Below are 23,018 nucleotides of genomic sequence, written 5' to 3'. Positions count from 1 at the left end.
ACGAGTGGCGTGATACGCGCTGTTCAACTGTTCCAATTTGGTACACCCAAACTGTGGCAAAATGGAACAGTCATGCAACTTCAACATGTTAGCAAACCCAACTGGCTGATGAACTCTTGGGACAGAAGCGAACAGGCGGGTTTGAAAGAGCGTCGCCTCCCCGAGGATGTGCGCATTTCCCCCGCGATGCTCAAAGATCGACGCCAGCAACATCACGCGTTAATCGATGCGATCACTCAATTTGCTTTGCCGTTGTTTAACCAACTGTTTGCCCACAGTGATAGCCGTTTGATTCTGACCGACAACCAAGGCGTGATCATCGGCAGTTGGGGACAACCCAAGTTTCGTGAAAAACTCACCGAGATCGCTTTGAGCTCCGGCGCCTGTTGGCAAGAACGATTGAAAGGCACCAACGCCATTGGCACCGCCCTAATTGAAGCCAAACCCGTCACCGTGGTGGGGGATGAGCATTACATCCAGCGCCATCGCTTTATCAGTTGCTCTGCAAGCCCATTGTTTGATCACAAAGGCAATCTGGTGGGCATTTTGGACATCACCAGCGAACAGCAAAAACATGATCTGTCTACACAGGTGTTGGTACAAAACATGGTGCAGTTGGTGGAAAACCAATTATTGAATCAAGTTCCAGAAGGGCATTTTCGTGTGGATCTGGCTTGTGAAAAATCGTTGTTGAACAGTGGCTGGCAAGGCATTCTCATTGCGGATGAATCCGGTCAAGTGGTGGCGCACAACCAAGTGGCAGGGCAACTTCTGGCCAAACAGCAGGTGGTTGGGGAATCATTAGACGCCATTTTGCAATCGCAGCAGAGCCATTCTCCTCTGTTTTTTGAAACCAAAACCTTGCAGGCAAAACGCCCTCGTAGCCGCGCGTTAAGCCCTTCCAGCGATCTTCATTTTGGTGATGCCACTGTCGAGCACTGTTGGCAACAAGCCAATCGTGTGATTGATAAAGACATTAGCTTACTGATCCTTGGTGAAACAGGCGTGGGCAAAAATGAATTTGTCAAAGCGCTGCACAAAAATAGCCAGCGCAAACAAGGGCCATTAGTCTGCGTCAATTGTGGCGCCCTGCCGAAAGATCTGATTGAGTCGGAACTGTTTGGCTACGTCGCTGGGGCATTTACTGGCGCCAGTAGCAAAGGGTATCAAGGCAAGATCCGCCAAGCGGATAAAGGGATCTTATTTCTTGATGAGATTGCCGATCTGCCATTGGATGCGCAAAGCCGATTACTGCATGTGCTGCAAGACAAAACCGTATTGCCGATTGGCTCTAACCAAACATGGCAGGTGGATACCCAAATTATCGCTGCCACACATAAAGATCTCGAACAACTCGTGCAGCTCGGCCTGTTCCGTCAAGATCTCTACTATCGTCTCAATGGTTTGATCATTGAGCTGCCCCGTTTTGCCAAACGTGACGATAAAAGCGCACTCATTGAGCATATCCATCGACGTTACGCGCAAGAACATCAAGATATCTGTCCACACCTGATGACGCTACTGTTGCACTATGCATGGCCCGGTAATTTGCGCGAATTGGACAGCTTATTGAAAGTCGCCACCTTAATGGCGCAAGGTGAGCCTTCACTCTCTTTGGCTCATGTGCCAGCGCATCTAGCTCAAAAACTGGGGCAACTTATAGAACCTGATGCCACAGAGAAAGAAGTCAAAGACCTACGCTCAACGGTGGATGAGTCGCTAGTGAAAACCTATCAGGCGACGCAAGGCAATATCAGCCAAACCTCGCGATTGCTCGGCATCAGCCGCAACACCATTTATCGTAAACTCAAAAGCTTAGGGATGATTAAGTCAGCGAGATAATCGAGACTCCCAAACAGCCATCGCCACGAGCTCAGCCACCAAAGGGTTAAGTCGCTGAAACCCTAACCGTTTAGTTGGCGCATTGGGGTTTGGTCGCTATAGAACATGTAGCAGTTTTTCCCTGCTAATTTTGCTTGATACATCGCTTGGTCAGCCTGTCGAATCAGGCTGTCAGAATCTTGCTGTTCCCCGCCAAAATAGATAGAAACACCAATGCTGGCAGAGAGGGTAATCTCCTCTTTTCCAATGGTGATAGGCTGACTGATGGAATGTAGGAAGCGCTGGGCCAACGGTTCAATGTCGTAGCTGTCTCGCACCCGCGGCACCAAAATAATGAACTCATCGCCACCGAGGCGAGCCAACGTATCACCTTCCCTGACCAAATCTTTCATTCTGGCGGCAACATGATAGAGCACATCATCACCCGCATCGTGACCAAAAGTATCATTTACTTGCTTGAAACCATCGAGATCGAGAAACAACACTGCCAAATGCTGCTTATAACGACGTGAGCGCTCCATCGCATTGAGTAATCGCTCTTTAAGCAACAAGCGATTGGGGAGCTCTGTCAGGGGATCATAGTGAGCGATTTTTTCTAACTGTGATTCATGCTCTTTCAACGCTGAGATGTCAGAGAAGAGCGCGACAAAACGAATCTCATCCTCTCGTCTATCTTCTACCTTGCTGATGGTCACTAGATCGGGGCACACTTCACCATCTTTACGCTTATTCCAAACTTCTCCCCGCCAGTAACCACGAGAAAGCAACATTTCCCAAAGATCATGATAGACATCTTCATCGTGCATGCCGGACTTCAACAGTTTAAGCGTTTGTCCTTCAAGCTCAGATTTTTCATAGCCCGATATGTAGGTAAACGCCTGATTAACATCAATAATTATGCCTTTACTGTCGGTAATCACAATCCCTTCGTGAACGTATTTAAACACATTGGCCGCCAGCTCCAATTGGCTCTCTCGCGCTTTACTTTCACTGATATCGACATGGGTGCCAAACATCTCCAACGGTTGACCATCTTCATCCCACTGCGCGACACGGCCGCGATCGAGCACCCACACCCAATGGCCATCTTTGTGCTTCATTCTTACTTCGCACTCATAGATGTCTGTCTTACCGGAGAAGTAATCGGACAGGCGTCGTTGTGACAATGTTAAGTCACTGGGATGAACGTATTTCATCCAGGTGTCAATCGAGACAGGCATCAGTTCTTCCAATTGATAGCCTATGATTTCGGCCCAACGTGGGTTAAACCTCGTCGCACCGGTTTTGATGTTCCAATACCAAGTGCCCGCGTCGGTGCCTCGAATCACATTCTCCAGACGCTCATGCTCTTCTTTCAACTTGTTTCGTGTCAGTGAAATAACCTTCAACATGTCATTGACCGTTTTGGTTAAAATGTTCAATTCTGTGTAAGGGGAAGGCGCCAACATATTGATAGGTAAGCCATCCTGATCTCGATGCTCAAGCGAATGGGCAATCCGATTTAGTGGATGAATCAAAATCCAGCGGATAAGAAACATGGCCAAAAACGCTTGGATCAACAAGAGCACCAACACGGTGGCGGTAATGTTCAGTAGCAAATGGCGCTTTTCCAGCACCAATAGCTCCCCACTCACATACACATCCACACGTCCGATCTGATTGCCTTCTTCATCGTGGATCTCTGAACTCTTTTGGTAGAGTGCCTGATTCAATAAGGTTTGTTGTTGTAAGTCTTCGCTTTGAAATTCACTCAGATGAGAAGAGGACGTTTTCACGTAGCCAGTGAGATAACTTTTTTGCCCTGTCAGCTCTGCCATTTGAAAGTTATCGACCAAGATAGCCAGCAATGCATCGTGATTCTCTGTGTTGATTTCGGTATAGAGCAGTTTGTCGTATTCGTTGATCTGGTAGGTGTCCACATACCCTGAAATCGTCGTACTTAGCCTCGCGGCACTCTCTTCCGCTTGGCCACGTATCTCGCTTTCTACGTGCTCGCTGCGCAAGGAATAGTTGTAAACACCATAGCCAATGAAGACGATGGACGAGGTGATGATCATACTGATACTAAGAAAGAGCGTTAATGAACGCCGATGATGAAAAAGCGGCCACCTCACTGTCATTGCGACCCTCCTTCATGCCCAAGTACATTACGCTGAATGGTGCTGAGCAGGCTGTCTAGGTTTTGCGATGACACGGCCAGTACTTCCAGTTGTTGCTCTTTTGCCACCGTATGACCTAAAAGAAACTGATGCAGAGAGTTCATTGCTCTCTCCCCCATCAAAAAAGGTTGTTGCATGCCTGAGCCAACAAGCTGCTGAGAACGGATCATATCGATGAATTCTGGCTCAGCGTCAAAACAGATCAACAACACTTTGTCTCTTTGACCTAATGAATCAATCGCATCGAGTGCCGCTTGGTAGCGATCCGAGCCCTGCAACCAAATGGCGCGTATTTTACGATGCTCACGCAACATCGTTTGGGTGAAAATAAAGGTCTCTTGGTAGCTGAAATCTTTTTGCTGTTTGATCGCCGCAATGCGCATGCCCTGTTGCTTGGCCGCCTCAATAAACCCTTCCGTTCGTTCAATGCCATTCTTGCGTTTTTGCGGAATGGCGACCACGCCAACTTCACCATTTTGCCAGCCTTTCTCTTTCATGGCCGACGCCAGTATTTGAGCTAATTGAAAGGCGCCGGAAAAGTTATCCGACTCAATATAGCTGACAAAGGTGCCGCCTTCGGTGCCGATATCGCTAATGACCACTGGAATATTCGCTTGCTCCGCCATTTTGAGAATAGTGACCGCGGCCGATGAATTGGTCGGCGATAAAATAATGCCATTCGGTTTGAGGGCGATGGCTTTGATGATGTTTTCCAACTCGGTTTTGGCGTCATTTTCTGCACTTAACACCACGGCTTCATAACCCAACTGTTTTGCTTCATTCTCAATGCCTCCCCACATGATTTGCCAAAATGGGATCCGCAGATCGGAAACCATATAAACAATCTGTTGGCTCGCACTGAGCCAAGGAGAAAAAAACAAAACAACACAAAAAGCGAGATGACGCATATCCATGTTTCCTCCGAGAAAACCGCTATAAACACGACATACTGCTGCTAAGTTAACTATATACGCTGACCAATATCGCTCCGCTTTTTTTGTTTACAATTTGACACACATCATAAAGCAATCAATTTCATATTCTTTTGAGCCAAATTTTTAAGCAAAAACACCCCATTTAGAGGTATTTTCCAAGCAAATAACCACATTAAATAGATGGATTTAAGGAGAAAAGGAAAGGGGCTAGGGGCTAGGGGCTAGGGGCTAGGGGCTAGGGGCTAGGGCTAGGGGGATCGGAAAGAAGATAGAAAACTAAGACAAAAGCAAAAGCAAAAGCAAAAGCAAAAGCAGACAAATCGTGTTATCTGCTTCCATACTAACGATACGAGAATGATGACTAAATCGGCTCTCCCGCTTCATCTTCCTCCACAATATCGGTTTCCAACGCTGCCTCCGCCAACCAACGTTGGATTGGCGCACTCGCCAGCACCTTGTTCTGATAAAGCTGAGCGGTTTCCGAAAGCGGGATTTGATACGTTTCAAAACGAAGCGCCACAGGCGCGAACATCGCATCGGCAATTGACCATTCACCGAATAACCAAGCATGAGGATTCGCTTCCATCTGCTGCGACCAAATTTGATCAATGCGCGCAACGTCTTTCTGAGCTTGCGCTGAAAGCGTCACTTTGCGTTTTGCTCGGCAGTTCATCGGCAGCTCCTTGCGCAGAGCTTGAAAACCCGAATGCATTTCACACGCAAGCGCACGTGCTTTGGCTTTTGATGCACGATCGTCAGGCCACGCTTTACCCGCCAGTTGCGTTTCATTGACGTACTCCAAAATGGCCAAAGAGTCCCATACCGTGCAAGGCCCATCCACCAGCGTCGGCACTTTTGCCGTTGGCGTAATGCCTTCCAAAGTTTGATAAAACTCAGGAGTAAAAAGCACCAGTTTTTCCACTTCCACCTCAAGGTTGTAGGTGGCAAACACCACCCACGCTCTGAGCGACCAACTCGAGTAGTTTTGATTTCCTATATACAACTTCATCGTCATTCCCTGCCATTTCTGTTAAGTTCAATCGCAGATTAGGGCAACTTCCTTGCCACGACCAACGGATAGTTTTGATACAACCTATTTAAAAATACGATGGATTAGACTCAATATGGATATTGAAGCACTACGCAGTTTTCTTGCTTTTGTTGAGACGGGCAGTTTTACCCGCGCAGCCAAACAGATCAGTCGTACTCAGTCGGCTTTTAGCGCCCAAATGCGCAAGCTCGAAGAAGAAATCGGCGCAGAGCTGTTCATCAAAGAAGGGCGCTATTTAGTACTGAGCGACGCAGGCATTCGCCTCACTTCTCACGCTCGTCAGCTTGTGTCGCAACATGATCAGACTCTCTCGGAGCTCAAACATTTTCAAGATAAACGCCCGCTGCGCTTGGGCTGCCCTGAAGATTACAACGAGAAAGTGCTCCCCAGCTTGATTGCCCTGCTCCATCAAGCGCAACCTACATGCTCTATCCAAGTGTTTAGTGAGCCTAGCATTGAGCTGAGAAGAAAGCTCGATGCGGGCGAGCTGGACTGCGCCATTTTAACTCGCGCGCCAAACAGTGAAGAGGGCTATTGGCTCACCTCCGATCAAGGGGTGTGGATTGCCAGTCAAACCTTTTGTGTCGAAGCCCACTCCGCCCTACCCCTTGCTCTTTTTCAAGCGGATTGCAAGTACCACGCGGCGGCGATTGATGGCCTCACCAAACGCGGCCAAGCTTTCCAACTACTGGCTTGTTGCAATACCGCATCGGCACAGCGCGCTTTGGTGGAGCAAGGGCTTGCGATTGGTGCGATGGGCAAACTCAGCATGGGTGACAAAGTGAGGCTACTAAGGGATTTTCCACCACTGCCTAAGGTGGACATCGTGTTGGCCGTGTCTGCAAAATCGCACCCATTGTTGAGCCAAACATGGCTGAAACAGCTTGAAAAACAGTTCTCTGACAAACTTCTTGCCGTTCGATAATCTCTCTATCACTCGATGACGATAGGCTTACGTCTCAACATTAAGACAAAATCATGCAATTTTTTGATAGTTCTATCAGATAAATGCATGAGTTTTTCGAGCTACTCTACATCAACCAATCTACGCTACTCAAAACACGCTAAGGAACAAAAGCACTGACGCTTTGGCCATTCACATGAAAACAGAACTCGATATCTACCAAGTAGACGCCTTTGCCCGTGAAGCATTTAAAGGAAACCCCGCTGGTGTTTGTATTACAGAGAAACCGCTTGATGAACGTTTGATGCAGTTGATCGCTGCTGAAATGGCCGTCTCCGAAACCGCCTTCTTAAGCTTAGAAACCATGAATCTACGCTGGTTTACACCGAGAGCCGAAGTGGCACTGTGTGGACACGGCACACTAGCCACCGCCCATATCATGCAACAACAAGGGCTACTCAAAGCAGGCGAAGAGATCGCCTTTGATACCTTATCGGGTGAACTGAAAGTCAAGCTAACCGCGAACAAAATTGAAATGGACTTTCCACAATCCCCCATCGATTTCTCCGTCAACATCGATGCCAATAAACTGGCTCACCTAGGCATTAAACCAGAGGAAGTCCTTTGTAGTGGTCAGTTTCAACAGAAAGATTTTATCGAAATCACCAGTGAAGAGGCACTTTTAGCCCTCTCTCCCAATTTTGATGCTCTTGCAACCTTGACTGGACGCGGCGTGGTCGTAACCGCGCGTTCCGATTCACCGATTTACGATTTTATCTCTCGCTATTTTGCGCCGTGGGTTGGTGTCAACGAGGATCCCGTGACCGGCTCAACTCACTGTGCCCTCGCGGGTTACTGGGGCAGTAAACTCGAGAAGGATTACCTGGCGGGCTATCAAGCGTCCGCTCGTGGTGGTCGCATCGAAATGGCTTTGCTTCCTTATCAACGCGTGAAACTGATCGGCACTGCGGTCACGACCCTTAAAGGCCAACTGCTTATCTAGTCTTTGCGCCGTAAAGAGCGCTCTGTCAGTCGCTAAATCGTTCAGCCACCTAGCGCTTGAAAAATTGGGTGGCTGAAAACTGACGAGCCCTGTCGATTTTGTTTGCCAGAATCGGCATACTGACTTCCCCGAACTGATGGATATCTCTGTGGCTATTTCTTCTTCTGAGTATCACAAACTGAGCCAATGCATTGCTGCATTGCACTCACCAAGTTTTAGCTCAACACTGATCGCAATGTTAGCGGAAGTGGTCGCGTTCGACTGCGCCATCATTTTAGGCCATCGTGACAACAAGCATCCCATTTACCTGTTTGACTCCATTCAGACACAACGAGAGTTGCTGTTTCAACGCTACTTGCTCCATTACTATCAACATGACCCACTCTACGACTCCGTGCTCGGTGCGGCGCAGCAAGGGGTTTTTCACCTTGCGCAGGTGATGAAAAAAGACACCAGCTCAACACTGGCGCCTCACGCCATCTACCAGCAAGAGTTTTACCGGCAAACCCAATGGCAAGACGAAGCGGCGATCATCATCACCCTCGATGAACAACGTGCCATCGCCATCTATTTAGGCGTTACGCAAGCAGGTAACACCTTCCAAACAGCGGACATCAACGCGCTGTCGCAGCGCTTTGACACCATCGCCGCCTTGTGCCGACAACACTGGCTCAACGCCGATTTGTTGCTGGCAGAACATCAAACCGCACAACACGACGTAAGCCAGTGGGTGCGCAAAGCAATTGGCGATTTTGGTCAACAGCAACTCAGCCAACGAGAGCAAGAAATTGCAGCACTACTCATCCAAGGGCTCGATTCTAAAGAAATTGCCCAGCAGCTCGGCATCACACTGGGTACCGTGAAAAACCATCGAAAACGCATCTATGCGCAGCTCAACGTCGCCTCGCTCAGCGAACTGTTTCAGTTGTTTCTCAATCATTTGATTGCTCTCAAAGCATAGTTTCCAGATCTCGCTAGCTTAATCACCGCTTTTATCCCTTTAGGGATATCGTCATGATCTGGCCTGATCTTATACGCTGCCTGTCTAGATTTTGGAGGCAGCATGAATTCACAATTACTCTTTGATGACTTGGCCCAACGAGGGCTGATCGCGCAAACCACCGACCTTGAACAACTCATCGCGCTGTTTTGCCAACCACAAACACTCTACTGCGGTTTTGACCCCACCGCGGGCAGCTTACATATCGGTCATTTAGTGCCTTTGATTATGCTAAAACGCTTTCAAGATGCCGGGCATCAAGGCATCGCGCTCATCGGCGGTGCAACGGGCATGATTGGAGACCCAAGTTTTAAAGCCAGCGAAAGAAGCCTCAATAGCGCCGAAACGGTGGCGGCCTGGGTGAGCGCGTTAGCTGCGCAGATTCAACAGTTGATGACACCGCACCTCACTCAACCGCTCCTCATGGTGAATAATGCTGATTGGATGCAATCCATTGGCGTGATCGCGTTTTTCCGCGATATTGGCAAGCATTTTTCCGTCAATGCCATGATTCAGCGAGAATCGGTTAAACAGCGTTTGGCTCGCCCAGATCAAGGCATCTCTTTCACTGAGTTCAGCTATTCGCTGCTGCAATCTTACGACTTCGCTCAACTGAACCAAACGCACCAATGCGCATTGCAAATTGGCGGCAATGATCAGTGGGGCAACATCGTCAGCGGTATTGATTTAACTCGCCGCCTCAATGGCACTACCGTACATGGTTTAACTTTGCCTTTGATCACTAAATCCGATGGCGCAAAGTTTGGCAAAACCGAGAGCGGAGCAATCTGGCTTGATGCGGCGAAAACCTCACCCTACATGTTTTATCAATTTTGGCTCAACAGCGATGATGCGGACGTGTATCGCTTCCTTCGCTACTACACCTTCCTCTCTGTCAAGCAGATTGAACACATTGAAACCTCTGATAAAGCGCAAGTAGGCAAACCAAGCGCACAGAAAATTCTCGCCGAAGAAATGACGCGATTTGTACATGGGCAAGCGGGGCTAGAGAGTGCGCAGCGTATATCAGAGGCGTTATTTAGCGGCCAACTCAACCAACTGAATTTAGCCGAGTTGCAACAACTTGAGCAAGATGGGTTACCTTGTACCCTATTGACGCACGTGAGTGATGTGATCACCTTGCTCTTGGAGACAGGCCTAGCGAGCTCGAAGCGTCAGGCTCGTGAATGGCTGGAAAATGGGGCGATTCGTATTAACGGCGAACGTTGGCATGAGCAGACCTTAGCGCAGACATTCGCTTTGTATGATCAATACTATATTGTGCAAAGGGGCAAAAAGCAGTTTGCGATGGTGAAACTCACTCAAAAGTAAGCCTTACTTAGGCATCACGAAGCCAGCTTTGTGCTGGCTTCATCAAGCACTCCTTCCATCACCAATCAATGGTTAGAGTTTGCCCTGTACGGCTACTTTCTAGCGCTAGTTCAATCAGGGCAATATTATTCAATGCCTCTTGCGCTGTGACAGGATTCGCCGCACCAAGACGGATGGCATTCGCTACGCCAGTAAAATAGTGCTGGTAGCCCCCCAACTCGGTAGGCACCGTTTCCGCATCCGATTCACGATACATTCGGCCATAGTGCTCAGGCTCTTCACGCGCCCAGCTTTCGTCTTTTGGCTGAACTCCTTGTTTCAAATAACCTTCCTGCGGATCCAAGCCATACTTTTCGTATTTCGCCAACGAGCCTAACACACGAAAACGTAAGTTAGGCTCTGGGCTGTATAAGTTGGAATGTAAATGCACCAAGTGGCCAGGGTAATGGAGAATCAAATTGTAGTAATCGATGGTTTGCCCTTGCGGGCGCATGATTCGACATTGCGCATTGATCGCTTGCGGCAAGCCAAACAGCGCGAGTGTTTGATCAAGCAGATGCGGCGCCAAGTCATACAAAATACCGCCTCCCTCTTGAGCCAGCTCACGCCAGCGCTGGCGAACTTCAGGACGGTAGCGGTCAAAATGCGACTCAAACAGTTTCACCTCGCCTAGCTGACCTGTTTCAATCAGCTTTTTCACCGTCAGGAAGTCACCATCCCAGCGTCTATTGTGAAAAACACTCAACACTAAGCCTTGTTGCTCAGCCAACTGAATAAGCGCTTCCCCATCTTCTTTGCGCGTCACAAATGGTTTTTCCACGATCACATGTTTACCCCGCTCCAGGGCATATTTTGCCAATGGGAAATGCACGTCATTTGGCGCGGTTATGATCACCAGTTCCGCATCACTTTGATCCAGCATTTGGTAAGCATCGCCATACCACTCTGCTTGCGGAAAATCGGCTAACACAGCCGCTTGCTGGCTGGAGCTTATCGCACACAAGGCTAACTCAGGTAGAGATTCGATAAATGGCAGATGGAAGGTTTTAGCGGAAAAACCGTAACCGATGAGGGCGGTTTTTACTGGGGAATAGGGCATGGAAGGTGCTCTCTTTTTAAATCCATGGAAGAACACACTTTATCGCGGCCTCACCACTTTTACGAACACTTTAACCGGATCAAGAAAGCTCCGAGCTCAAAAACTCGGAGCAGATGCGCTTACTTAAAGCTGACGCTCAAACCAACAAAGTGAATACGGCCTTCAAAGGCGCCACTTATACCCACATCTTGATTCGCTATTTTCCGCGGAGCAATATCCACTTCTCCTAGATCTGCATACTCGTAGTAAACATCGAGGACATAACTATCCCACTGCGTCGTAGCACCAACTGAGTAACGATATTGCTGGCCAACGGGCAAATCGACCCACTGTTTGCTGGGATCATCTTGTGGTGAAGATTCATACGAGAAACCGGCCTTTAAACGCCAATCGGCATTGAGCTGGTAATCCGTACCAATGGCCATCTTCCAGACATCCTCCCACTGACGATCTATCGAGTTCAGCCCTAGAGGATTTGAATCTACACGGCCAAAATCAAACACTGTCTCATCCCATTCACTCCAGCGGTGTAATTGGATCGAAGCGAGTAACTTAAGCTTCGGATTCACTGCGTAGCTGCTACTCACATCCACAATCGCGGGCACAACCAGATCCGTGCCTACTGGAAGTGCACGTTGCCCACCACTGAGCTCAGTTGAAAACTCATGATTCACTTTGGAGCGAAAACTTGCCCCCAAATTCCACCGCTCACTCACCCGATACATCACGCCAGCGTTGAAACCGTAGGCCCAATCAGAAGATTGCTCAAGCCGTCGAGCATTAGCCATGCCCATTTCCAAAGAAGCCCAACTGATTTGCGCGCCGATCCCCCAAGAAAGCTGGTCGGTCACTTTAAAACCGAGTGCAGGGTTGATTTGCACTGCCGCCAACGCAATATCCGTCATCAGTGCCGCACCTTGCCACTCAGAGCCGTAATCTAGGCTGGAGCCGCCCACCGTGCCCAACGCGATGCCAAAGTGCACGTCTTCGTTGAGTTGGCGAACATGAAACAGGCCAGCAGATGGCATCAAAGACGCCGCTTGCCCATCACCGACACCCGATTGATCGTGATAGTTAATTTGCAAGTCAAACGCCGTGACATTGACGGTTGTCAGTGTCTCGCCCATCCACGGCATGGTTGCTGGATTTGCCCACATTGCCGCCGCCGACTGCGTATACACACCATCCCCTGCGCCCGTCGTACCGGCGTTTGCGATGACCGCTTCTTGCAGAAAAATGCCACTGCCGATGGCGGGAAAAGGAGTAAAAAGAGAAGCACTCAGCAGTGAAAATGTTAGCCAGTTGGAAGGGCGCAAAGTGCCACCTTCCTCCCTATTGTCGTGGTCACTCAAAACAGAAGAGAAGATATTTTTCATACTTAGATTCTTTTAAAAATAAACCTAATTTTACTTTGATTTACTTTCCATTTTGGAATAATGGTTATTCCTTTCCGCACCTTGACCTGAAATTATTTACTTTAAATTATATAGTTATCAACAAGTGATAGTGTAGAACACTGAATTTATCTTACAATAACCACACACGAAAAAACAAAATATTGGATATTATTATTGTTCAAAACAAGATAAGAAGAAGGCTATGAACAATTTAAATAACCTCCACGTATTCCTACTATTAATGCAAACTCGTTCGACACAACGTTGCGCAAAAAAATTAGGGCGTTCACAATCTTACGTTTCAAAAGTTTTGGCGCAGTTGAGGGAAGAGTTGGCCGATCCACTTTTTCTACGGGAAAGTACAGGGTTAGTGCCCACTGACTATGCAAACGTCATAGAACCTAAGATTCGTATCGCCTTAGAACAAATCGACTCTGCACTCGTTCCACAGCAGTTTGATCCTTCTCTGCTTGATAAAGTCACCTTACACATTGTTGAACCTTATTTGATTCAGATCGGCAAAGCACTCATTGAAGCTATTCGATCCGAGACCAAGGCCAAAATTGAAATTAGGCAATGGGGAGAACACAGTGAGTCTCTTATTCTAAATGAGAGTGTCGATATTGGCTTGCACATTATTAATGATAAGCCTCAAGCGTTCTATCAAAAAAGAATACATTCTGGTGCAGGATATTTTGAAGGCAATAAAGAAGGCGAGTATGTGAAATTTATTGTTTCAGGAGTAAACGAATACAGTGATCATTTTAAAACGCTCGAACCGGAGACGAATGTTGGCATTATTGTTGATAGCCACGCACTTATGATGCAGTTAATGGAAGATTGTTATACCTTGCGTTATGAACCGCATTTTTCTTCTACCAAACAGACACGATTGAATATTGATGTCGCACTCATTACGAAAGCCTCTCTTCGCCATGCGGCAAAACAAAAATGGCTCACTGATCTCATTATTTCAGTGGTGGAACACAATATTAAAACGCGCTGGAGCAATAAACATCACGCGTAATCACAACCCAATGCAAGCTCACGATTTAAATCTTTCATTTCCTCTTTTCAAACCGGATTGCAAACACATTGGTGAAACACAAAACAAGGCCACGCGCATTTAAGCTCATGGCCTTGATTTTAACCACCCACACTCGCTCATTGTTGTGAAAAACGAGGCACTTACATCGCCGACAAATAGGACTTATACGCTTTTAAGCGAACCGTTGCCGCGCCAATAATATCCATAAATCCAAGCAGTGGATGTGGTTTTTTGGCCGACACCCACCCCGCCCCAGTCGCGCCAATTGGCACGTTGTAACCAGTAGGTTCGATAAACTCAATAATAATGGTGCGACCATGCGACCCCATATTGTTGCCAACGTGCTGACGAACATGCTGCGAGCCGTTGATTACCGAGACCGCCGCTTCGCCCGTCCCCGTCGTTACGCTATGAACTCGCCCACGGAAGATTTCTCCCGGATAGGCATCCACATAGAACTCAGCAAATTGGCCAACTTCAATACCTCTAAAGGTCTGATCGGCAATACGCATTTCGACAAACTTCTTACTAGTGTCATACAGATGCATGTTACCTAAACGCGTACCACTGACGATGTTGGTGATCGAAAGTTGGCCATCAAACGGCGCACGGATCTCACGGCGTTCATTTTGCCAAGTCGCGGTTGCCATTTGCGCTTCAATATTGAGGATTTGTGCATTAACCGAGGCGATTTTTGCTTCAGTGGATTCAATGCGCGTGCGCACATCATCTCGTTGAAATTCCTGCGCATAGTCGTGCAGTTTTTCAAGCCTTTGCAGGTTCTTTTTGTCATTTTCAATTTGATAAGTCAGCGCCAAAATCTCAGCTTGCGCCGCTTTTTTTTGCGCCAGCAAACCATTCATCTGCGATTCCGTATCTTCGGTACGCAGCGTGTAGATCAAATCGCCTTTTTTCACCATTTGGTTGTGATCGACAAACACCGCTTCCACTTCTTGTCCTATCAGTGGGCTGAGCACCGCATGAGGAGCTTTGACTGTGGTGCTATTGGTTAGATCCGCTGGAGACCAAAAACGGTGGGCAGTAAACAGAGCCAACGCCAACACCACACCAATACCAACAATGATCACGGCGTTTTTCAGCGTCCACTTCACCAAGCCTGTTTTCACCAAAATCCAACAGATGAACACATAGGGCAGCATTATCTCTTTCATGCGTTATTCTCCGTTGATTTATTGCTTCGTACACCATTGCGGATGATGTTAGAGAGCTCTTTGGCCAGCACATCCCACCGCGCAAAGGCAATAATGATCGCTAACACCCACCACGCTTTATCCACAAACAGTCCGCACAGTGATAAAGCAAAGACCAATTGGGTGTGAGCACTCGACATTTCTGACGAACGATGCACCGCCACTTCGTGAAGTCGCCAGAAAAGATAAGCCACATAAATGAGTACAGCCACAGTCACGAAAAAGATGAAACCCATAAACACTTCGGAATCGAGCAAACGTAAAATAGTGGGGTAACCGTTGGAAAAGTAGTTCTCTGGTAGGTCTTTGCCATGAATAGCACCGAGTTTAGACAGGGCCACTGATGACCCCACCAGCACACCGATGGCGATCACCGCTTTGATTAAAAATCCTAAGGTGTATCGAACAAACCTGATTAGCTTAGTGCCTAGACCGTCCTTATTCTCTAGGTTTTCTTTAGAGGTAGACATAATGTAGAGCCTTGTTTTATTGGTCGTTTAAACTGAGCATTTTACAAAATCGTTCTAATCAATTGGGAATTGTCGCTATTCCATTCAGTGCCCACTTTTTGCACTTTTTTTGATTCAACGACGGGAATTAAGAAAAAATCCCTCAACCGAAGTTGAGGGATATGGGGTTAGCACTTTCTATGCTTTTTTATTCGGCATTGGAAGAATTTCAAACAAGCCATCAAACTCATCTAAACATTCCGACAATGCTTTTATCAGTTGGGCATCCCCTTTCAGGTTTGCCTTTCCTTCTTTTACTAGCTTATCTAACGTTGTTTTACCGAGTACCATTTGCGTTAAGTCGCTCTTACTGATGGATAGAGTCACATCCGTTTTTGGTAACTTATCTACTTGAATATTGGCCATATTCGCGTTGGACACTTCACCGTAGTAATGCTCTTTCAGCTCAGGGTGTGACACGCCAAAACGGAAATCCAAACCCGCTTGCTCTGCTTTTGTTGCATTGAGTTTCACCGCAACGAAATCAAGGAACATACCCGTTGGAGTATTGGCAATGACATCGGCAGACGCGAGTTTGATTGACGGCTTAATCTTACCGGTACGCAGTTCAACGGCTCCTTGCAGGTAAGAGTTACGCCATGCCATGGTTTCCGACTGATAGCCTTGCTGTTCAAAGCTGTCTGCTAAAGCAAAACGGTATTGAATATTGTTCGGCTCACACTGAACTAAGTCGTTAAATAGTTGCGATGCTTGTTGATATTCACCTTTGCTAAAGTGGCTTTGGCCAGCTTTAAACAATCTCTCTGCACCCGCAGCTTCGACGTAAACGCACGATTTATCCTGAGTCTCCAATGGATTGGTGTTCACTGGATTCATATCGTGATAACCAAGATACAAGTTCACTACCGCACGCGCATTGTGACTGTAGGAGCCATGGTAACCATTGGTGTGCCAAGTTTCTTTTTGCGTTTGAGGCACAATTTTCTCAATCTCACGACCCACATCGTGAATGGTCACGCCATGATTTGCTAAGCGCATTGACTGGTTATGGATAAAGCCATAGTTGTCGCGCTGTAATGCCATGTATTGTGAAATCTCATTCACCTCAGTGCTCGGATCATTCCACACTGGCGCTGAGTGCGCAGCGTGGATGTTGTCCACCAAACCGCTATCAACAAAACGCAGTTTCAGCTCGGTGAGGTATTTGGTCCACACTAGGGAGTCGCGCACTTTCGCGCCGCGGAACGTGTAGATATTGTGCATGCCATCGTAAGTCAGCTCAGCGGTATTGAGAGAGCGATACTTAGGGACATAAAGCACGATTTCTGCTGGGGCTTCTGCGCCTGGCATGTTGATCGCGAGGAAGGTTAAACCATCAATCGTGATCTCTTTTTCACGTGGATCAATTTCCACGGTTGGCGTAACTAGCGTCACTTCACCACGTGACGTTCCCAATCCCAACGCGTTATCCACAATGCCTTGAGTATTGTTATCAAGGGTGGTGCCATATTGGTAGTTTGCACGACGCCCCATTGCGGTTCCGGCAATGATGTTTTCATCGGCCAACTCTTTGATGAAATCTTTCGGCGCATAGATAGGCGCATTTTTCACCATATCGCCGGAATCGAGAATGCCGCGAGAGCCACCAAAGTGATCGGCATGCATGTGCGAGTAGATCATGCCTGTGATTTTATGGCCGCCCTTCACTTTAGGGAGATGTTGTTTGGCAAATTCCCAAGACGCCGCTGCCGCTTCTCGAGAAAGCAGTGGATCGTGAATCACGTAGCCATTGTTGGTGCGGTAAATGGTCATATTCGAGAGGTCAGCACCACGAATTTGATACACCCCATCCGTCACTTCATACAAGCCGCCTGCCGTGTAGTTAAGCATGCCTTGACGCCAAATCGAAGGATTCACCGTGTCTGGCAGCTGCGCTACGTTCATTTCTGCCATGTAGTCAAAGCGCTGCTTTAACTCGCCAGCTTGGTGACTTCCGAACTCAGCAATGAGCCCACGCCCAGTGCGCTCAAATGCCGAAGTATCATGCCAAGGCAGCTGTTTTGCCAATTCAGCATTGGCTTGTTTTGTGTGCGTCGTTGCTGGCTTGCCTTGATAGTTTTCTAAGCTGGCGTAGTCCGCCGATGCAGCAAAAGACACCATCAAAGCAAGGGTAAGGGTTGAGGGTACAAAGCGGATATTCATAACGTTATCTCTCTCAGTGCGTTGTTATGGGCATACTTTAGAAAAACAACACATAGAGATACATGCATGAATGTTTATTTTAAACATCAAAAATTGCGATGTTTTAACGGTTCACTCAATCAAGAAATCCCTCCATACCGCATCGCGCGCTTTAGCCCTTAGGCCAGACACGATCCAAATCTTCCGCATACAAAGAAATGGCTCTTTGATAACCCAGAATGGCTTGAGATTGTGTCGTCTCCACCAGTAGATTGAGTAGCAACGCGGTCGATTGATGATGTTTGCCCAAGTTATAAAGGCACATTGCGTAGAACGGCATCACTTCTCTTCGCTCAGGAAACTCCTGCAGTGTTTTCTCAAACCAGTTCTGTGCATCTTGATAGTCCCCTAAGCTTCTCAATGTACTGGCCAAACCAAACAGGGCTTCAAAGCGGTCATCTCCAGTCAAGTCACCTTGTATTGCCGCCAAATAGTGGGGCACCGCTTGTGATTCCAACCCTTGATTATCATAGCTCCAAGCAATATGGAGATGCGCTAGCGCTTTGTAGTGCGCGTCTTGAAGCAAGGTGGTTAATTGCGCCCGGCTTTGATCGTATTGCCCAGCTTTTCTCAATTGGATTGCGGATTGAATCACCTCATCCATGTGAACTCCCTATTGTTATGCTCATCTTTGTTGTGTTTTTGACTGATGACAGTGAAACGAGCAGAGAGCATTTTCCGTCTCCTCTCACTGTTGAGCCAAAACCTTCATTGACTCATCGCTAAAGTTCTATAAAACTTAGCTCAAAACATAACAAAATGCGATGTATTAAGGCTATGGATAACCCGATCGACTTCAACTTACTGAAAGTATTTGTCACCGTGTATCGCCACCGTTCGATCACCTTGGCGGCTGACGCCATGGGGTTAACCCAGCCAGGCGTCAGTGGCATTTTAAAACGCCTACAAGAGCAACTTGGCGTCACCCTGTTTACTCGGGATGGCCGTGGGATTGCCCCCACACACCATGCACATGAGTTGGCAAGGCAAGTCGAGCCGGCACTCAGCCAAATTCACAATGCACTTGAAGGGTTGGAATCATTTGGCCCACAAACCCATCGCAAATTTGTCATTTATGTCCCTGAGCCTTTGATGCTGACACTGCTGCCTAAGATTGAAGGCGATTCGACACTGGGCAAAATAGACATCGAGCTTCAACACATGCCTTGCGATGTGGACGAGCAGTTTACGCGTTTAAACCAACAGCAAGCGGATCTCGCGATTGATTTTGTGCACCATTCAGCCCCTTCTTTCTATTCAGAAAAGCTGATGAATGACGAAATTTGCTTGATTGCACGGCGTGGGCACCCGCGTATTCAAGGGGCGATTAGCCGCGATGAGTACTACCAAGAGAAGCACATCACCTTAAAAATGCGTAGAGAAAACGTCTACCTCGCCGATTACTTTACCGAAGAGTTTCTCCACGTTAGACGGGTAGCGGCCGAATGCGATTCGATGGTGGCGCAGATGTCACTCGTTGCCACCAGCGATTGCATCGCCATGGTCACCCGATCATTGGCGGAGCAATTTGCCGAGACACTGGGTTTGCAAGTTCTCCACTCTCCAATGACCGCCATTCCCATCACCTATCGACTTCTCATCCACAACCGAGAGATCAACAGCCCTGCCAACCAATGGCTTCGTGAACGACTCAGTCGCTACTTTACTCAGTAACAACATTAACTGAGTACTAGTTAACTGCGGCACTGGGCAAAAATATCCAGATCGCTTTGATAAACCTGAGTTTTCACGTCCATGATGCCAAGCATGGAGTGGAACAGGTTATCGTGAGAAAACGCGCCGTGTGTGGCTTCATTGGCTAAGCACTTTCTGTCTAGCCCTTTTTCCTTGGCAAAGCCGTTGGATGCCCAAAAAAGCATGGGCACTTTGGTTTGGTTTTCTGGCGCAAGCGCATACGGCATGCCGTGCAAGAAGAGCCCATCTTCACCCAATGATTCGCCGTGATCAGAGACATAAAACAGCGCGGTGTTGAACTGATTTTGCAGCGTTTTTAACTGTTCAATCGTCTGTGCAATCACGTAGTCGGTATACAAGATGGTGTTGTCGTAACTGTTAACGATCTGCTCGACACTGCAGTTTTCAATGTCAGCTCGAGGGCAATCAGGTTGAAACGCCGCCTGCTGCTCTGGGTAGCGTCGGAAATAGGTCGGCCCGTGGCTGCCCATACCATGCAAAAACACCACTCGGTTTCCTTGCATGCCGTCCACTCGTTGGGAGAAGTCTTCCAACATCGCCATGTCGTAGCAGGTATTGCCATCGCAGAAGGCATTTTTTGCGTTGCGATCCACCACCGATTTTTGAATGTTGTGCGCTACGCCTTTGTCACCGCCGTCATTTTCAAGCCACAATTGATCAACGTTGGCGCGCTTGAGAATGTCGATGACGTTATCTTGATTATCCGCTACGCTCTTCGAATAGTTCGCGTGTTTCATTGCAGAAAACATGCAAGGCACCGATACCGCCGTTGCGGTTCCACACGACGAGACTTGGCTAAATGAGATCACATCCAGATCTTTGGTGTACGCGTTGGTTGCTCTCGGATAACCGTTCAACTCAAAGTTATTTGAGCGCGCGGTTTCGCCAAGGATGAACACCATCAGCGTCGGCTTGGTTTTCGCTTGTTGTAACGCTTGTGACGACTGCTGCGCATCCTCACCCAACTTTTGGTATGCCATAGGCTGATAGAAGTACGTGCGGTGAACATACTTACCGATGCTGTAAACCAATTGAGTGGGAATGATCTCTTGACGAAGGTAAGGGTTATTGCGCCCAACGGAGGCGTAATCTTGGTAGTAAAGCCCTGCAATCGCGACAATCACCGCCAGAGAAATCACCATCGAGACAAGTTTGCGGCCAACAAATCGCAACCATGACCCACTTGAGCGAATCGGCATCACCGCCAATAGCACCGCAGGTAGCACGCCCATCAAACCGATCCACAGCACAGAATAGGCACTGAGATATGAGCTCGCCTCGGCAGAGTCCGTTTCAAGAATGTTGGCGATCATATCGGAATCAAACAAGGTGCCGTAGTTAAAGCCCGCATAACTCACCGCGGCTGAAACCAGCAGCAACACAACAAAAAAGGGCTTGGTGATCCAAGGCCAGCTAAACAGATTAAACAGCAAATTAAACGCTGCGAGAAAAAACAGCGGGATAGAAATAACAAAGCCGATCTTAACGCTGTCTAAGCCACTTAAGATCGAATGCAACGTGGCGTAAATCGGGATGTTAACCAAAAACGCAAAGTAGCTCGCCAACATCAATGTGATGCCAACGTACGAGAAATGGGTATTTTTTAAAATTCGCTGCATAACAACTAAACTCAATGTGAAACAAAACCAGCGCAGAGCATTCACAGCCCTGCGAATGTGCTGCTAAGGCAGCATCGATTTGAGATAATTTTTGCGATTCCATTTGCTCATAAAAATCACGGCCGAGACGTGAATTGCAACGGCTACTAAGGTTAGGTTGGCAAGCACTTCGTGCACTTCCTCTAACCACTCTTCTCCCCAGAAAAGATCGCTCTCGGTCAACCAACCACTGCCAGCGGTTGCGATAATCAAACCCCACAATAGCCAAATCATCACTGCGCCTGCGGGGTTATGACCAAGGTGCTTATCTTGTCTGTCGCTCACCACTTCTTTTAAGTGCGTCAGCGCGGCTGAAACCGAAGGCAGAAAGCGAGTTAAACGTGCTGGTGACTCCACCACTAACCCCCAAGCAAAGCGAAGGCTCAAACTCAGCAGGATCAAATACCCCGCCCAGTGATGCCATTCGCTGCCCTCTTCCAAGACAAAAAAGTTGGCGAAAAACAGCACTGCCACAATCCAATGGGTTGCTTGCACAACCCAATCCCATTTAAAGGTGTTAGTCATCCAACTCTTCCTTCACTTTGCGCATGTCGGTGGGATCAAAATAGATTTCGACGCGTTTGTTCTCTTTGGTGTGACCATACAACTCATAGCAACCGGTTTTGGTCTTTTTGAACACTTTGATTTTGTACCCCATCGCTTCCACTTGAGATTTGGCTTGCTCAAAGTTAATCCATTGTGATTCAGGTGCATTCGTACACTGTGGATCGGCCAATGCACTGGTTGCGCTGCCCAATGAAATCAATGCGGTGGTGGTCAAGAGAAGTGTTTTTTTCATGATTGCGTCCTTGTGTGTGCTTTAACAAGGCGAATCATATCGAGCGAAACTTAAGATTGGCTTAAGAAATAAAATGAATGAATAACGAAGGCGAGATGACAAAGAGATCACGCCAGCAAACGCTTGATATGAATTGAGTCCAAACACCGCAATGGAAACGGCGATCGCCAGATCGAAATTATTGCCTGATGAGGTAAAAACGAGCAATGGTATAAGAAGGCAATAGTTTGCACACGCTCCGGAATCAACATATTGACGAATGGCTCATTTTCTCAGCAAATCGGGTCATGGTGCGCTTCTGAGCTCTATACTGAGAGAAATAACAATCATCGAATCCAGAGCAAACTGAATGCGCTATCTATTGTTCCTGTTTTGTATGTTGCTGAGCCCATTCCGCTCACACGCTTCGCCCGTCACGACAATAACGCTGGCGTATTCAGACGTCGAATCTTTCCCCTTTCAAATGGGCAATGGCAACTTGGTTGTCGAGCCACCCGGTGTCTCCGTCGATGTCATTGAACAAGCCGCTCGTCTGCTCAACATCAAAATCAACTATGTCAGGGTTCCTGGTAAAAGAGTGTTAAGCCAGATCAAAGCGAACCAAGTGAATGGCGGATTTATTTTTTCTTACAGTCAAGAGCGAGCTCAATACGCGCGCTATCCGATGAAAGATCAGCAAGCCGATCACAACTTGCGCATCGCCACACTAGACTACTATTTTTACAAGCTAAAAGAGCAACCGTTCACATGGGACGGTCTACAACTGAGCTCGATTGGAGACGTCCCCGTAGGGGCTCATACTGGTTTTTCCATTACAAAGAGACTGAAGGAGAGTAACGTCAATATCCTCGAAATCGGCAACACAGAAAAGCTCTTCGAGATGCTCGGCAAACGACGCTTAAGCGCCATTGCTATTCAAAGCAACATTGCCAGCAGTTACATTAATGAACACCAGCTTTCCAACGTTGAACGCGTTTCCCCACCGATATCGACTAAGGATTACTACCTTATATTCAGCCATGAGTTTGCCGAAGAGAATCCGCAATTAGTGCAAAACATTTGGGAAATGATAGGGCTTATTCGGGATGATGTGATCGACACCAGCATAAAGAAATACTTAATCGGTGCTGAGTAAATGTCTCTCCTTGCGCGA

Annotated in this window: 20 protein-coding genes; 8 read left to right on the top strand and 12 right to left on the bottom strand. The window is 47.7% G+C overall.

Translation table 11 applies throughout. The annotated features are described in order from the left end of the window. Positions 1–72: 72 nt before the first annotated feature. A complete protein-coding gene (locus AOT11_RS19110) occupies positions 73–1,842 on the top strand; it encodes a sigma-54-dependent Fis family transcriptional regulator (protein ID WP_026050657.1) in 1,770 nt (589 codons plus the stop codon). A gap of 62 nt (positions 1,843–1,904) precedes the next feature. On the opposite strand, the gene AOT11_RS19105 is transcribed toward AOT11_RS19110, so the two are convergent. The 3 genes from AOT11_RS19105 to AOT11_RS19095 all read right to left on the bottom strand — a co-directional run bounded on the left by AOT11_RS19105 (position 1,905) and on the right by AOT11_RS19095 (position 5,945). After that, positions 1,905–3,962 (bottom strand): sensor domain-containing diguanylate cyclase, encoded by a 2,058-nt coding sequence (locus AOT11_RS19105; RefSeq protein ID WP_017421551.1) that lies wholly within the window; start codon positions 3,960–3,962, stop codon positions 1,905–1,907. After that, complete coding sequence (locus tag AOT11_RS19100) at positions 3,959–4,915, bottom strand: substrate-binding domain-containing protein (protein WP_017421550.1); 957 nt, start codon at positions 4,913–4,915, stop codon at positions 3,959–3,961. Before AOT11_RS19100 ends, AOT11_RS19105 begins: the two co-directional genes overlap by 4 nt. A gap of 382 nt (positions 4,916–5,297) precedes the next feature. Then, positions 5,298–5,945: a glutathione S-transferase family protein gene (locus AOT11_RS19095; protein ID WP_026050656.1), complete on the bottom strand. Its 648-nt coding sequence runs from the start codon at positions 5,943–5,945 to the stop codon at positions 5,298–5,300. A gap of 115 nt (positions 5,946–6,060) precedes the next feature. Here AOT11_RS19095 and AOT11_RS19090 point away from each other — a divergent pair, with 115 nt between their 5' ends. The 4 genes from AOT11_RS19090 to tyrS all read left to right on the top strand — a co-directional run bounded on the left by AOT11_RS19090 (position 6,061) and on the right by tyrS (position 10,226). Continuing rightward, on the top strand, positions 6,061–6,912 hold the full coding sequence (locus AOT11_RS19090) for a LysR family transcriptional regulator (RefSeq protein ID WP_026050655.1): 852 nt from the start codon (positions 6,061–6,063) through the stop codon (positions 6,910–6,912). Between the two features lie 175 nt (positions 6,913–7,087). Further along, complete coding sequence (locus AOT11_RS19085) at positions 7,088–7,894, top strand: PhzF family phenazine biosynthesis protein (protein ID WP_038940422.1); 807 nt, start codon at positions 7,088–7,090, stop codon at positions 7,892–7,894. 136 nt (positions 7,895–8,030) lie between these two features. Next, complete coding sequence (locus AOT11_RS19080) at positions 8,031–8,855, top strand: helix-turn-helix transcriptional regulator (protein ID WP_017421546.1); 825 nt, start codon at positions 8,031–8,033, stop codon at positions 8,853–8,855. Positions 8,856–8,957: 102 nt separating this feature from the next. After that, positions 8,958–10,226, top strand: coding sequence for a tyrosine--tRNA ligase (tyrS, locus tag AOT11_RS19075; RefSeq protein ID WP_017421545.1), 1,269 nt, complete (start codon positions 8,958–8,960; stop codon positions 10,224–10,226). 58 nt (positions 10,227–10,284) lie between these two features. Here tyrS and AOT11_RS19070 read toward each other — a convergent pair whose 3' ends face one another. Together AOT11_RS19070 and AOT11_RS19065 are read right to left on the bottom strand one after the other, a co-directional pair. Continuing rightward, entirely contained in the window at positions 10,285–11,325 is a 1,041-nt protein-coding gene (locus tag AOT11_RS19070) for an oxidoreductase (RefSeq protein WP_026050653.1), read from the bottom strand. Between the two features lie 119 nt (positions 11,326–11,444). Then, the gene (locus tag AOT11_RS19065; RefSeq protein WP_017421543.1) at positions 11,445–12,701 is read right to left on the bottom strand and encodes an OmpP1/FadL family transporter; all 1,257 of its coding nucleotides are present in this window, start codon (positions 12,699–12,701) and stop codon (positions 11,445–11,447) included. Between the two features lie 223 nt (positions 12,702–12,924). Between AOT11_RS19065 and AOT11_RS19060 the strand changes: the two genes are divergently transcribed. Then, positions 12,925–13,749: a LysR family transcriptional regulator gene (locus tag AOT11_RS19060; RefSeq protein ID WP_017421542.1), complete on the top strand. Its 825-nt coding sequence runs from the start codon at positions 12,925–12,927 to the stop codon at positions 13,747–13,749. Positions 13,750–13,910: 161 nt separating this feature from the next. Here AOT11_RS19060 and AOT11_RS19055 read toward each other — a convergent pair whose 3' ends face one another. The 4 genes from AOT11_RS19055 to AOT11_RS19040 form a co-directional block, all read right to left on the bottom strand. Continuing rightward, entirely contained in the window at positions 13,911–14,942 is a 1,032-nt protein-coding gene (locus tag AOT11_RS19055) for an HlyD family secretion protein (RefSeq protein ID WP_017421541.1), read from the bottom strand. Continuing rightward, positions 14,939–15,451 (bottom strand): hypothetical protein, encoded by a 513-nt coding sequence (locus tag AOT11_RS19050; protein WP_017421540.1) that lies wholly within the window; start codon positions 15,449–15,451, stop codon positions 14,939–14,941. The genes AOT11_RS19055 and AOT11_RS19050 overlap by 4 nt, the downstream gene beginning before the upstream one ends. 177 nt (positions 15,452–15,628) lie before the next feature. Next, the gene (locus tag AOT11_RS19045; RefSeq protein WP_017421539.1) at positions 15,629–17,653 is read right to left on the bottom strand and encodes an alkyl/aryl-sulfatase; all 2,025 of its coding nucleotides are present in this window, start codon (positions 17,651–17,653) and stop codon (positions 15,629–15,631) included. Positions 17,654–17,804: 151 nt separating this feature from the next. Continuing rightward, positions 17,805–18,296 carry a tetratricopeptide repeat protein gene (locus AOT11_RS19040; RefSeq protein ID WP_017421538.1) on the bottom strand — a complete coding sequence of 164 codons (492 nt, stop codon included), beginning with the start codon at positions 18,294–18,296 and terminating at the stop codon, positions 17,805–17,807. A 173-nt stretch (positions 18,297–18,469) separates the two neighbouring features. On the opposite strand from AOT11_RS19040, the gene AOT11_RS19035 reads away from it, so the two are divergent. Beyond that, entirely contained in the window at positions 18,470–19,366 is an 897-nt protein-coding gene (locus tag AOT11_RS19035) for a LysR family transcriptional regulator (protein ID WP_017421537.1), read from the top strand. 20 nt (positions 19,367–19,386) lie between these two features. Here the strand turns inward: AOT11_RS19035 and AOT11_RS19030 are convergent, their stop codons facing one another. The 3 genes from AOT11_RS19030 to AOT11_RS19020 all read right to left on the bottom strand — a co-directional run bounded on the left by AOT11_RS19030 (position 19,387) and on the right by AOT11_RS19020 (position 21,865). Further along, positions 19,387–21,027, bottom strand: coding sequence for a phosphoethanolamine transferase (locus AOT11_RS19030; protein ID WP_017421536.1), 1,641 nt, complete (start codon positions 21,025–21,027; stop codon positions 19,387–19,389). Between the two features lie 63 nt (positions 21,028–21,090). Further along, a complete protein-coding gene (locus AOT11_RS19025) occupies positions 21,091–21,591 on the bottom strand; it encodes a cytochrome b/b6 domain-containing protein (RefSeq protein ID WP_017421535.1) in 501 nt (166 codons plus the stop codon). Beyond that, complete coding sequence (locus AOT11_RS19020; RefSeq protein WP_017421534.1) at positions 21,584–21,865, bottom strand: PepSY domain-containing protein; 282 nt, start codon at positions 21,863–21,865, stop codon at positions 21,584–21,586. The genes AOT11_RS19025 and AOT11_RS19020 overlap by 8 nt, the downstream gene beginning before the upstream one ends. Before the next feature lie 349 nt (positions 21,866–22,214). On the opposite strand from AOT11_RS19020, the gene AOT11_RS19010 reads away from it, so the two are divergent. After that, complete coding sequence (locus AOT11_RS19010) at positions 22,215–23,000, top strand: substrate-binding periplasmic protein (protein ID WP_017421533.1); 786 nt, start codon at positions 22,215–22,217, stop codon at positions 22,998–23,000. Positions 23,001–23,018: the final 18 nt, after the last annotated feature.

This window comes from Vibrio vulnificus NBRC 15645 = ATCC 27562 (genome assembly GCF_002224265.1).
GTDB classification, from domain to species: Bacteria; Pseudomonadota; Gammaproteobacteria; order Enterobacterales; family Vibrionaceae; genus Vibrio; species Vibrio vulnificus.
This window is presented reverse-complemented; position numbering and strand designations above follow the sequence as displayed.